This window comes from Nostoc sp., from assembly GCF_036917635.1.
GTDB lineage: Bacteria > Cyanobacteriota > Cyanobacteriia > Cyanobacteriales > Nostocaceae > Nostoc.
This window is the reverse complement of the sequence record NZ_JBALCW010000007.1, coordinates 18953-32213: the sequence shown is the minus strand read 5'-3', so window position 1 is coordinate 32213 and position 13261 is coordinate 18953. Positions and strand designations below refer to the sequence as shown.

Sequence of the window (13261 nt, the reverse complement as noted above, 5' to 3'; positions counted from 1 at the left end):
CAACGGCCGAGCAAAAAGGTCGAACTTCCGAGTTCCGAACACCAACGGCCGAGCAAAAAGGTCGAACTTCCGAGTTCCGAACACCAACGGCCGAGCAAAAAGGTCGAACTTCCGAGTTCCGAACACCAACGGCCGAGTAAAAAGGTCGAACTTCCGAATTCTGAACATGAATAATTGAGTAAAAAGGTCGAAGTTCCGAGTTAAACCTCCGGTTCCAATACTGCTCGGTTAAGAAAATTTGTAGGTTGGGTTGAACTTTAGTGTTACCCAACAAACCCCTGAAAATGTTGGGTTTCGTTCCTCAACCCAACCTACATTGGAGTTATTTTTTAGGCTTAACCGAACAGTATTGCCTCTGGTTCGATTCCCAGCGCTTTTAACTGAGCGGCTAATCTCTCTGCACGTTGCCGTTCTTTTGCTCCTAACTCCAAACCCCACAGTAATACTTCGCCCTTGTCATCCCACCAACGTAACCAATAACCTGTACGGTTTTCTCGGCTTCCTTGCCATACGCCTAAAAACAAGTTGATTTCGGCAATCCAGTGACCGAAGAGGAGGGGGGGACAAGGGGACTTGGGGACAAGGGGAAAGATTGATAAAGCCCCCGACTTAAGTCGTGGAGAGAAAGAAAAATTTGGATAGAGACACGTAGTGCGAGATACAAGATGTCCTTCTATCAAGCCCCTACTTTCAAGTATGGGGTTTCCCCAAGTCTCCCCGTCCCCTTGTCCCCAAGTCCTCTTCTTTGACGATTATTTGCATCCGGTGTTTGCAGTTCATAATTTCTAGGACTTACGCATTGACAAGAAATGCCAAATTAAGTTTAAAATCCACATCTTTCGTAGGGGCACAGCATTGCTGTGCCCTTACAGCATGGTCTATTTCGGATCGCAGAATAATTAATAAAAGCCTGAAGCAACTTATGCATCGTTAATGCACATCGCCATGCATTTGTACAGTGCGTAAGTCCTAATTTCCTAAATCATTTAGGCGATAGCTCGGAATATCTCAAGTAAAACTTCAATTTAAAACAGTACCATTGTTCTACTATAAACTGATTAAAGATAGTATTATTAAGGACTGTTTCATAAGAAACTCCCTCTTTGCCGCCCAATATGTCAGACAAACAGCTAGCAGCATCCTTGAATGGCCATCTTCCGTACCCCAGCCACAACAGCCAGAATACCATTCGGATTCGGGGTGCTAGGCAGCATAATCTGAAAAATATTGACTTGGAATTACCGCGCGATCGCCTAATCGTATTCACTGGCGTTTCTGGCTCTGGTAAGTCTTCCCTAGCCTTTGATACCATTTTCGCTGAAGGTCAACGTCGCTATGTAGAATCCCTCAGCGCCTACGCACGGCAATTTTTAGGACAACTGGATAAGCCGGATGTGGAAGCGATTGATGGCTTAAGTCCAGCAATTTCTATTGACCAAAAGTCAACGTCTCATAACCCGCGTTCCACTGTCGGGACGGTGACAGAGATTTACGACTATTTGCGGCTATTGTTTGGTCGGGCTGGCGAACCCCATTGTCCGATATGCGATCGCTCTATTGCACCCCAGACAATCGATGAGATGTGCGATCGCATCATGGAATTAAACGATCGCACCCGCTTTCAAATTCTTGCACCTGTTGTCCGGGGGAAAAAAGGCACACACCGGAAGCTTTTGTCAAGTCTGGCATCTCAAGGTTTTGTCCGCGTGCGGATCAATGGCGAGATCCGCGAATTGTCAGATTCGATTGAATTGGATAAAAATTTTACCCACACCATCGAAGTGGTAATTGACCGCTTAGTAAAAAAGCCTGATATTCAGGAGCGTTTGGTTGATTCCCTGTCTACGTGTCTCAAGCAATCGGGTGGGATTGCAGCCATTCTTGTGAGTCTGCTTGGTGACGACGGACAAGAAAAAGAAGAAGAATTAGTATTTTCAGAAAATTTTGCTTGTCCAGAACATGGGGCGGTAATGGAGGAACTATCGCCGCGATTGTTCTCGTTTAACTCGCCTTATGGTGCTTGTCCGCACTGTCATGGAATCGGGACTTTAAGAAGATTTGCGCCAGACTTGATAGTACCCGACTGGGAAGCGCCGGTTTATGCTGCGATCGCGCCTTGGTCCGAAAAAGATAATTCTTATTATCTGGAATTACTCTATAGTGTAGGGCAAAGCTATGGATTTGAGTTACAGACAAATTGGAGCAAGCTGACAGAAGAACAGCAGCAAATTATTCTGTATGGCGAGAAAGATGAACGAACCGCAGAGGCACAGAGGAAGCAGAGTTTTAAAGGTGCTATTCCAATTTTGCAACGGCAATATGAGGGTGGGACTGAGCTAGTTAAGCAAAAATTAGAGCAGTATTTAATCGATCAACCATGTGAAGTTTGTCTGGGTAAACGGTTAAAACCGGAAGCCTTGGCGGTGAAGTTGGGACAATATGGAATTTTAGAATTGACTACCGTATCAATTCGGGATTGTCGAGAGAGAATTGAGCAATTTAAGTTGAGCGATCGCCAGTTACAAATTGCTGATTTAGTATTGAGAGAAATCAAAGCTAGATTGCAATTTTTATTAGATGTCGGTTTAGATTATCTCACTCTTGACCGTCCCGCCATGACGCTTTCTGGTGGCGAAGCCCAACGAATTCGTTTAGCAACGCAAATTGGTTCTGGTTTAACAGGAGTTCTCTACGTCTTAGATGAACCGAGTATTGGTTTGCATCAACGAGATAATGGCAGATTGCTCAAAACCTTAACGAAATTGCGCGATTTAGGTAATACATTAATTGTCGTTGAACACGATGAAGAAACAATTCGTGCAGCTAATTACATAGTTGATATTGGCCCCGGTGCAGGAATTCACGGCGGAAATATTGTCGCCCAAGGTGATTTTCAGGCGTTGTTAACAGCAGAAGATTCTTTGACGGGTGCATATTTATCAGGAAGACGGGTAATTACCACACCAGCAGAACGCCGAGAAGGAAATGGGCGGAGTTTGGGAATTAAAAATGCCCATCGCAACAATTTACAAAATATAGATGTAGACATACCATTAGGTAAACTCGTCTCCATTACTGGTGTGTCTGGTTCTGGCAAATCTACCCTGATTAACGAATTACTGTACCCATCTCTGCAACACCATTTAACTAAGAAAGTTCCCTTACCCAGACATTTGGATAAAATTCAGGGATTGAATGCGATTGATAAAGCGATCGTTATCGATCAATCTCCCATTGGACGCACACCACGTTCTAACCCTGCAACTTACACAGGAATTTTTGATGCGATTCGAGATGTATTTTCCCAAACAGTAGAAGCCAAAGCTAGGGGTTACAAAGCCGGACAATTTTCTTTCAACGTTAAAGGTGGACGTTGCGAAGCTTGTAGCGGACAGGGTGTAAATGTTATTGAAATGAACTTTCTCCCGGATGTTTACGTGCAATGCGAAATTTGTAAGGGTGCAAGATACAACCGCGAAACTTTGCAAGTTAAGTACAAAGATAAGTCTATTTCTGATGTTTTGAGAATGACAGTCGAGGAAAGTTTAGACTTTTTCCAGAATATTCCTAAAGCGATCGCGCGTTTACAAACTTTATTTGATGTCGGGTTGGGTTATGTCCAACTAGGACAACCTGCAACTACCTTATCTGGTGGTGAAGCGCAACGGGTAAAATTAGCAACCGAATTATCTCGACGCGCCACAGGGAAGACACTTTATTTAATCGATGAACCGACAACAGGGTTATCTTTTTATGATGTCCACAAATTGTTAGATGTGTTGCAAAGATTGGTAGATAAAGGTAATTCAATACTAGTAATTGAACACAACTTAGATGTAATTCGTTGTTCTGACTGGGTGATAGATTTGGGGCCAGAAGGTGGCGACAAAGGCGGAGAATTGATTGCTGTAGGTACACCGGAGGAAGTTGCAAAAAATCCCCGGTCTTATACTGGGCAATATTTAAAGCAGGTGTTGAAACAGTATCCGGCTATGAAATCTTAGTCTTTTCCAAAGTAACTTGCATTAGATAAAACTAAAGAATCTTATCTCTAATTTTTATGCCTAGTTTGAGAATCTTTAATTTTTGAATGTTGTATTGCAGTATAGGTGAGTTAACTGTGCATTACCTAAATTACCTAAGCCACCATCTTGTTTATCTTGTGAGAACTCTGACCAATATTTATGACCATTACCACTTCTCATAATTCCACGAGCAGCAACGCCATTAGGTTTATTCCTAGCCTTTAATAAACGCATTTCAGTTGGACTAATAGGTGCTGCTTTTTGATTAATGTTAAAAAATGAATCTGCTGCTTTAGATGCATCACCACCAACCCACTGAAGTTGGATACCCAAACTACCTAAATTTCTTGCTCTCTCAAGTGTTTTTTGATCTATTTTGTCTAAGTGCTGTGTTGATAATTCATAATCCTGGTAAGAGCCTATCTTATTCTTAATTAGTGTTCTAACTTCCTGACCAGCATTTTTTTGTTCTTCTGTGATGTATGCATCATAAAATTTATTGGAAATATCTTTATCGCCATAATCATCATTTATCCAGGCTATTAAAGCACTTAGCCTATGTGAGCCATCAATTACGAAAAAATAACCACTATTACTTCTCCAAAGAATAACAGCTGGTATTAAATCACCATCTAAAAAACTTTCAATAAAATCACATATTTTCTGAGCATCCCACTCATTGGTTTCTCGTTGAAAATCGGGTTTTCGTAAAAATGGATAGAAAAAATCTTTTTGATCTAAATTACGAATTTGTATCATAGGAATATTATTGAGTATCATTTGAGATTGCTGTCCTTGAACCTCAAATGCTTCTCTAGGTATAAGTGCATCTAGGCTAACTTTTGGGCTATCTTTTGGCATCTTAAATGGCTCTTTAGTTTTTTCTACTGATTATAAATATATACAACATTTTAGTTAATAATCATACCAGGGAAATTATAATTTAATGGCTATAAAAGCCAAAAACTTTCATAGCCATTAAATTGGGCTAAATGAATAATCGCCCATTATCTCTTAATTAGATTTCACTTAAAAAAAGCGATCCCTTATTCTAAAATAAACAAGCTTGGCTCAACGTGAAAAAACTTACCCAAAGCTTCAGCTTGTTTTTTAGTGATTTCTAGTTCCCTATTCATGATTTTGGTAACAATCTCGCTCGAACCCAGAATTTCTACCAAATCAGCTTGTTCCAAACTTCTAGCTTCCATCAAATGATTGAGTCTTGATTGAGGTGTTGAAACATTAAGCTGATAATGCTTATCTTCAAAATCCTCAATCAGTTTTACCAATAATTCCAACAAAGCATCTTCTTCAGGAGTCAGATGGAAACGAGAAAGGAGTTCTTCAACGGTCTCTAAAAACTTCTCGTTTTCCTCTTCTGTTTTGATAATCCGAGGTTGATGTTGAGACAGCAATTGGCTATAAATGTCTGAGTTAAAAGTAAGGGTCATTTTTCCAGGAGTCTTTGTCATATTCGGCATGAGTTAAGACATATTTTATATAGATGACCTGCTTTTCATAGTTAATACTAGCAATTAAGCGGTATTTATTACCTTTGATGTTGAAAACTATAAACTTGCTTACTGCTTCGGCTTTAGGATAAATAGTTTGAACTTCTAGCAAATTACCCCAGTCTGCTTTACTAGCGGTTATGTACCAGTCATCAAGTGCTTCACAGCAATCAGCGTGTTTTTGGCAGAATTGTCGTAGCTTTTTCCGACTGATGACGTGCATTAATTTCTTATTTCGGCGTTTGTCTGCTTATTATGGATAAATTTTTAACTCCCTATGTATCTAATTAGCTGTTTCTCTTCTTTGCCAAAACTGTTTTAAAATCTCCCCTGGCTTTCTATCCCAAGTGTCAATATGCTCGTATATCAAATTATCTTGGTTTAATTTATACGTTGAATAGCCATTAAAAAGCAAACCAGCTTTCCAAGGAACGCGCAACACTCCCCGCACTGTCCACTTTGCTAAAATCGTATATTCGGCTGACTGAAATACTTCATGCACATCAAAGTAAATTTGAGTAAAAAATAGCCGAGCGTGAAATCGCAAAGTCCAAAATATAATCCGATAATTAAATTTGTATTTGAATGTATTCACCGGGTCTTTAAAATAGATATCGTCTGTATAAATGTGATATGAAATATCTTTTTCAAAAAGTGTCGGTAAATCCTCTTTTAAAGTCTTAATTACCCGTTCCACCGATAATTGAGATTCCACGCGCATTTTTCCTTAAAAAATATTTTTTAACAACTGTTGCCAAATTGAAGATGTATTCTTGTTATTCACACCACCCGTACTCAAATCTGACAAAATAGGAAATGATGCAGACTTAGCATAGGGGCCATTTCGCAAAACTTTAGCTAGGTTATTGTTATTTTCGCGCAAACCTTCGTAAAAAAAGAATACCTCTCCTTGAATGCCAAGTTGACGATTGTACTCAATTGCTTGCACCAAATATTCTGGACTAATACAATAACTACCAAGCTTCATCAGTATTCCCGGTGCTAACTTCGGTAGTGTCGCATCTGTGAACTGCTGGTTTACTAGTTTATCAGCGATCGCAGAATAACTCCTAAAGTCACGGCGATAAATCTGCGGCTGAATCAGATCAACTATTCCCTGCTTCAGCCATGCGGGTGAGTCTTGCAGATATTCCTGGAATGCCCAATCATGAATATTAGGTGCGATCGCAACTAATAAATTAGGATTCACCCTTTTCACCTCTCGGTAGAGATTCGCCAAAAACTCAGTGAGAATATCTGCACGCCACTGTAACCATTGTCTATCCTTCGGATTCTGTGGCGGATTGCGATTGAATTCCTGGCGATAACGCGTGATAGTTCCCACATCATAGCCTCCTTCAGAGGGGAATGCAGGGAAGCGATCGTCTCCTTCAACACCATCCACATCATAATTCTTTACAACTTCCAGCACCAAATTTAAGAAGAATTCCTGCACCTGTAAATCGAGTGCATTCAACCATTCAAAGCCGTTTTTCTTCAGTAAGTTACCGTTACAATCACGCGCAGCCCATTCCGGTTTTTTTTGTAAAAGTACACCACCATTCAAATTGTAGGAACTGGCAAAACCGTATTCAAACCAAGGTATAACTTTCAACCCAACTCGCCGCGCCTCAACTATCACTTCTTTTAAAGGGTCACGTCCTACAGACATAGGGTCAATTTCAACTCCAAACGTCTGCTGCATTGTTTGACTAGGATACAGAGTTACTGCCTTATTCCAAACCACGGGAAACACCACATTAAAACCCGTCTCGACCAGGAAATCCATCGCCTCAGCTATGCGTTGCTTTGACCTGAGAACCTTGCTATCAGTAGTAGTCAGCCAAATACCACGTATTTCTGTTCTACCCATTTATGTATCAAATAATTATATTATCCAGCTTGATATACCAGTCCTAAATCATATCTGAAAGCTTCTCTTTCTTCTCTTCTGTACCAGACGCTACGCCTCTACGTTCATTTTCACAAATTCAGACAGGATTGCTATATATTTTCCTACTTATATGAAACTCTACTGATTTCTTACTAGTATCTACCCAATGTTAATTGTAATTCTAAAACTATAGCATTTCCTAATCAGAGCAAGCTCCTCGCTTTTCGGGAGGGGGTTGGGGTTGGGGTTCTTGTACCTTACGAACCGCTATATCTCCCAGCAGATGTTTTGACCAAAAATATTACACATAATGAATACAACCAACAAAAAATACAACAGATGACTGTAACAGAACTGACTTGGAAACACGAATATATAACTACCAATGGGGTAAAACTCCACTACGTTACCCAAGGTGAAGGCCCCTTAATGTTGATGTTGCATGGGTTTCCTGAGTTTTGGTACTCTTGGCGGCATCAAATACCAGAATTTGCCCAAGATTTTAAAGTCGTCGCCCTTGACTTGCGTGGCTATAACGATAGTGATAAACCAAATGAGCAATCAGCTTATGTAATGGATGAGTTTATCAGAGATATTCAGGGAGTAATTAAAGGATTAGGATATCAAAAATGTGTATTAGTTGGACATGATTGGGGAGGTGCGATCGCTTGGAATTTTGCATATAATCACCCGGAAATGTTAGAACAATTAATTATTCTTAACCTGCCTCATCCTGCCAAATTTGCCCAAGGGTTACGCACTCCCCAACAGTTGCTACGTAGCAACTACATATTCCTCTTCCAACTACCGTGGATACCAGAATTACTTTTACAATCTTCAGACTACCAAGCAATTGAAACAGCTTTTACAGCTACAGCAGTTAACAAGAGTGCTTTCACCAAAACGGATATTGACGCTTATAAAAATGCTGCGGCAAAACGCGGTGCCCTCACAGCAATGTTGAACTACTACCGCAATATTTTTCAACAGAGAATGCTAAATCCAAGTTGGGGCGTTCTGGAAGTACCAACATTAATGATTTGGGGAGAAAATGACACTGCACTCGGCAAGGAACTAACCTACGACACCGCAGCCTACGTCAGGGACTTTCAAATCAAATACATACCCAATTGTGGCCATTGGGTGCAGCAAGAACAGCCTGAATTGGTTAATCAGTATATGCGAGAATTTCTAAGAACTAAAACTAACAGTATTTACTAAAAAGTATAAATACTTATCAAATGGTGAGTAGTCCAAGCTTTTAAAAAGATTTAACAGTGATTTAATATTGGCAGTTTTTTAGGCATTGTCAAGTAAAAATCGCCAAAAATCAGAATTAACGGCATTTATTAGATTACCGTTATGCCTGTTTCATATCACAACTAAGTTGTCAAGAGATAGATTGACCTAACCAAGTTTAATGAGATAATAGAGTTGTGAGGGACAGAACGGACGCAACTTGATTATTTAAGGGGGAAAATTATGAAACTCCAGCTATTAGCGACCATGGCCTTAGCAACTCCCCTATTTTTTATTAGCTCGGTTAGAGCCGAGAATCCGCAGGACTTACAAAAGCTGCTTTCAACTGGGGAATGCATCCAGTGCAATCTATCGGGAGCTAACCTCAGTGGCGCTCATTTAATTGGTGCTGACTTGAGAGGCTCGAAGCTGCAAGGAGCCAACCTTGTAGGGGCTAACCTTGAAGGTGCAGACTTAACTGGTGCAAACTTAGCAGGTGCTAACCTAACATCAGCTTATGTAAGTAATGTGAATTTGAAGCAAACCAATCTCAACGGAGTAAATTTTACTGGCGCTACGATTCACGATTCTAATGTGTATAAAGCATCAATGAATGATCTGAACCTTACTGATGCCCAAATATTTAACACTGGAATCGGTATTGGTGGAGAAGATGCTGAGATTCCCGATTGGAAATAGTCTCAACTGGGTAGGCAGGTTAGAATAAAGACAACATCAGAGAAACTGGTTTTTTGCCAGCATTATCTTTAAAATCTGCCTCTACACTATATAAAAATAAAAAATGAAACCCCTCTGCGTTGTAATGACTTTACTATAACCAAAGCAGAGGGGGTTTCTTTTTGGGGCTGAATCGAATATCTGTGCAAAAAAGTGCAAGGCTAAAAAGTTTTGCTATGTCTAGCTTTTAGGCTTTTTATTAGTTTTTATAAAATTTTCAATAAGTTGCACTGGTTACTAAGTAGGTAGACGTAATTAAATATAAGAAAAAACCTCACCCTGCCTCCGGCTTCCCTCTCCGAACTCACGGAGAGGGATTGAGGGTGAGGTTTTATATTTAATTTGACCCACTTACTTACACACGAACCCAGGATGTTTCGTTAAGCTGTAAGCGCTATGATTGAGCTTTATCGAACGTCTTATGCATTGGTTGTTATCTGGGCCGTTGAGTATAGAGAAATTGACGGTTAACATTACAGGCTTGCCTGCATCGTTACAAGGTAAGAAGCTGGTGCAGTTGTCAGATTTTCACTACGATGGTTTGCGGCTGTCGGAAGAGATGTTAGAAAAAGCGATCGCATTTACTAACGAAGCTAAACCTGATTTAATTTTATTAACTGGTGACTACGTAACTGACGATCCCGCGCCGATTCACCAACTGATACTTCGACTCAAGCATCTGCAAAGTCGCAGTGGTATCTATGCTATTCTTGGCAATCACGATATCTATTACAGCCACGCAAAAACAGAAGTTACAGATGCCCTTACTAGTATTGGAATTCATGTGCTTTGGAACGAAATTGCCTATCCACTAGGAAAAGAATTACCATTGGTAGGACTAGCTGATTATTGGTCACAGGAATTTAATCCTGTACCAGTTATGAATCAACTAAACCCCGACACACCCCGCATTGTTTTATCCCACAACCCAGATACTGCGGAGATACTGCAAGCATGGCGAGTTGACTTACAATTATCTGGTCATACTCACGGTGGTCAAATCGTGATTCCTGGAATTGGCCCTGTGATGCTTATTTACGAAAAGCTTGCAGAAAAAATACCAAAAAAAGTGCAGCGTCGATTTCCATTTTTAGCAGAAAATGTTTCTGTAGTCAGCCATTGGGAATGGGCGGAGGGTTTCCATCAGTTGGGAAAAAATCAGCTATATGTCAATCGTGGTTTGGGAACTTACCTCCCAGGACGCTTATTTTGCCGCCCAGAAGTTACTATAATCACCCTACAGGGTGAGTAATAGTTCAAATTTCAAAATTCAAGAACGGAATCACAGCATGTATTCTGGCTAATGATTATTTGTAGTTTAGTTTCAGAATTTCAATCAATTAGTTAATTGTATCTGGAGTGACATAAATTATTGCAGTTTATCAAGTTACATTTTAATTTTGGTAAGCTGTAAGCGCTGGTATGAGGAGTATCGGTTGGCTTATGCATTGGTTGTTTACGGGACATTTAAGAGTAGATAAAATCACGGTTAAGATTGCGGAACTTCCAGCATCTTTACAAGGTACAACGCTCGTGCAGTTGTCAGATTTTCACTACGATGGTTTGCGGCTGTCGGAAGACATGTTAGAAAAAGCGATCGCACTTACTAATGAAGCTGAACCAGATTTAATTCTATTAACTGGTGACTACGTAACTGACGATCCGACGCCGATTCACCAATTGGTGCATCGACTCAAACATCTGCAAAGTCGCTGTGGTATCTACGCCGTACTTGGTAATCACGATATCTATTACAGTCACTCAAAAGCAGAAGTTACACAGGCGTTAACTAGCATTGGAGTGCATGTGCTTTGGAATGAAATTGCCTATCCACTAGGAAAAGAATTACCATTAGTAGGATTAGCTGATTATTGGTCACGGGAATTCTACCCTGCACCAGTCATGAATCAACTAGATTCCGTTACACCACGCATTGTTTTATCTCATAACCCAGATACAGCTAAGATATTGCAACAATGGCGCGTAGATTTGCAACTATCTGGTCATACCCACGGTGGTCACATCGTCATTCCAGGCATTGGCCCTGTAGTATTTTATTATAAAAAGCTACTCAAACAAATTCCCAAAAAATTACGGCGTTGGGTAACATTTTTCTTAGGAGACTGTTCTAAAGTCGTACGATATTGGGAGTGGGCGCAAGGGTTTCATAAGGTCGAAGAAAATCAACTATATGTCAATCGGGGTTTAGGAACTTATAAACCAGGACGTTTATTTTGTCCGCCAGAAGTGACTGTAATTACTTTAGTTAGTCATTAGTCATTGGTCATTGGTCATTGGTCTAAATGAATGACAAAGGACAGCCCTTACTGGTCAGTGTGCAATTTAAATGCATAACACTTAAAGCAGAAACCGCCTGAAGCTACGAGCGATAATTATCAGCAGCTTGGGGCGGTTTCTTGAAGATTGGAGAATTCAGAAGTAAGTAACTCAAACTAAGGTGGGCAGCATTGGCGATCGCTCTACTCAGAATTGCACATCCTTACATTTCAACTAGGCAGGCATTTTCTGGCTGTGCGTTTTAAAACCTCCAAAACAACTCATTGAACTTAAAGGGAAAACACATTCAATAGATGCCACAACCAAGCATAGCGATGTCTACGACGGGCTATGCCTACGCAAGAACATTAGAGCAGGAGGTACAGGCTCTAACTGGAAAGTTTTTGTTTAACTTTTAACCTTTTTGTACCTTGCTCTTAATCTAGCATTGTGTTTGTTTAGCTACAAGACACGTTTACGAAACTTGAATACCATTAATTTTTCGTAACAATTCAGAAATCTTTCTTAAGAATATTCCCACTTGTTATAAGTAGGTAGGCGTAATTAAACATCTATATCAAACCTCACCCTCAATCCCTCTCCTTGTTATTGTCGGGGTCAGCCGGAGGCAGGGTGAGGTTTTATATTTAATTTGACCCACTTACTTAGCAATTCTCATTTGCATGAAGTACATTTTTAAACCTCACCCCCAAGCCCTCTCCAAAGCATCGGAGAGGAGAGTGTTTGCGTGAGCAAATACGGGGTGAGGTCAGCATTATCAAGTAGGCTGATTCAAAAGCCGTTATTGAGCAGAACCGCCTGTAGTAGTATCATCTGCGGTAGAAGAACCGCTATTAGATGTACTATTTGACTGGTCTACTCCTTTAGATGGAGTGGTTTTAGAGGTGTCACTTTTCGTAGCTGGCGCAACAGTATTAGTAGTTGGACTCGTCGTCGGACTTTGTGTCGCTTTAGGGGTTGGCTGGATTGCAGAAGGCGCTTTTTCTGCGGCAGGCTGTTGGGGTGGAATAGTAATGTTAATATTCGGTTGGCGAGGTGCAGACGGAGGTGCAACCTGCTGTTGTGGAACAGGAACAGCAACAGGTACAGGTACTTCCCTGGTTCTTTCGATTATTGTCGTTTTTGTTTGAGGAGAAGCACTAGGAGTTGGACTACTACTTGGTACAGGAACCGCGACCGGCACAGTATTGTTAACGGCTGCGTTATTCTGCTGGTTGAAGTACCAGACCCCACCTATAATCAAACCAAGTACGGAAGTAACGATAATACCCAACAGCAAACCACGACTAGCATTGTTATCGTCACGCTCGGCTAAATCAGCTTGCTGATTGCTACGCTCAGTATTTCGACCTTGTACGTAACCGTTAGTGTAAGAGTTAGGATTAGCTGTGTTGTTCTTGACTGTTTCAGTAGTTCGCGTTAAGTCAGTGTGAATCTTACCATTAGTATCAGTGTAAGATGCTTGCTTAACTTCACTGTTTTTGCTTTCGCCTTCATTGGGAATAGACATAGCTGTTGATTTCACTCCTAGATATGATTTTGACAAACTAAAGTTT

11 protein-coding genes and 1 pseudogene are annotated in these 13261 nt (G+C 40.6%); 5 read left to right on the top strand and 7 right to left on the bottom strand.

The annotated features are described in order from the left end of the window. Positions 1 to 335 precede the first annotated feature (335 nt). Positions 336 to 545: pseudogene (locus tag V7K32_RS00990) on the bottom strand (Uma2 family endonuclease); the annotation flags it as partial. Positions 546 to 1115: 570 nt separating this feature from the next. Here V7K32_RS00990 and uvrA point away from each other — a divergent pair. Beyond that, complete coding sequence (gene uvrA / locus V7K32_RS00985; protein ID WP_334989500.1) at positions 1116 to 4004, top strand: excinuclease ABC subunit UvrA; 2889 nt, start codon at positions 1116 to 1118, stop codon at positions 4002 to 4004. A gap of 75 nt (positions 4005 to 4079) precedes the next feature. Here uvrA and V7K32_RS00980 read toward each other — a convergent pair whose 3' ends face one another. From V7K32_RS00980 to V7K32_RS00960, 5 genes are all read right to left on the bottom strand, one after another. Further along, positions 4080 to 4886 (bottom strand): DUF262 domain-containing protein, encoded by an 807-nt coding sequence (locus tag V7K32_RS00980; RefSeq protein WP_334989498.1) that lies wholly within the window; start codon positions 4884 to 4886, stop codon positions 4080 to 4082. Positions 4887 to 5071: 185 nt separating this feature from the next. After that, positions 5072 to 5476, bottom strand: a complete 405-nt coding sequence (locus tag V7K32_RS00975; protein WP_334989496.1) for a helix-turn-helix domain-containing protein — start codon at positions 5474 to 5476, stop codon at positions 5072 to 5074. After that, on the bottom strand, positions 5460 to 5759 hold the full coding sequence (locus V7K32_RS00970) for a type II toxin-antitoxin system HigB family toxin (protein WP_334989494.1): 300 nt from the start codon (positions 5757 to 5759) through the stop codon (positions 5460 to 5462). Before V7K32_RS00970 ends, V7K32_RS00975 begins: the two co-directional genes overlap by 17 nt. A 60-nt stretch (positions 5760 to 5819) precedes the next feature. After that, positions 5820 to 6251: a DUF2358 domain-containing protein gene (locus tag V7K32_RS00965; RefSeq protein ID WP_334989492.1), complete on the bottom strand. Its 432-nt coding sequence runs from the start codon at positions 6249 to 6251 to the stop codon at positions 5820 to 5822. A gap of 12 nt (positions 6252 to 6263) precedes the next feature. Beyond that, positions 6264 to 7409, bottom strand: a complete 1146-nt coding sequence (locus V7K32_RS00960; protein ID WP_334989490.1) for a glycoside hydrolase family 10 protein — start codon at positions 7407 to 7409, stop codon at positions 6264 to 6266. 360 nt (positions 7410 to 7769) lie between these two features. On the opposite strand from V7K32_RS00960, the gene V7K32_RS00955 reads away from it, so the two are divergent. From V7K32_RS00955 to V7K32_RS00940, 4 genes are all read left to right on the top strand, one after another. After that, positions 7770 to 8651, top strand: a complete 882-nt coding sequence (locus tag V7K32_RS00955) for an alpha/beta fold hydrolase (protein WP_334989488.1) — start codon at positions 7770 to 7772, stop codon at positions 8649 to 8651. A 261-nt stretch (positions 8652 to 8912) separates the two neighbouring features. Continuing rightward, the gene (locus tag V7K32_RS00950) at positions 8913 to 9368 is read left to right on the top strand and encodes a pentapeptide repeat-containing protein (protein ID WP_334881952.1); all 456 of its coding nucleotides are present in this window, start codon (positions 8913 to 8915) and stop codon (positions 9366 to 9368) included. Between the two features lie 460 nt (positions 9369 to 9828). Next, positions 9829 to 10659, top strand: a complete 831-nt coding sequence (locus tag V7K32_RS00945) for a metallophosphoesterase (RefSeq protein WP_334989486.1) — start codon at positions 9829 to 9831, stop codon at positions 10657 to 10659. A gap of 191 nt (positions 10660 to 10850) precedes the next feature. Continuing rightward, the gene (locus tag V7K32_RS00940) at positions 10851 to 11684 is read left to right on the top strand and encodes a metallophosphoesterase (protein ID WP_229496095.1); all 834 of its coding nucleotides are present in this window, start codon (positions 10851 to 10853) and stop codon (positions 11682 to 11684) included. Between the two features lie 802 nt (positions 11685 to 12486). Here V7K32_RS00940 and V7K32_RS00935 read toward each other — a convergent pair. After that, positions 12487 to 13215 carry a hypothetical protein gene (locus tag V7K32_RS00935; RefSeq protein ID WP_334989483.1) on the bottom strand — a complete coding sequence of 243 codons (729 nt, stop codon included), beginning with the start codon at positions 13213 to 13215 and terminating at the stop codon, positions 12487 to 12489. Between the last annotated feature and the right edge of the window lie 46 nt (positions 13216 to 13261).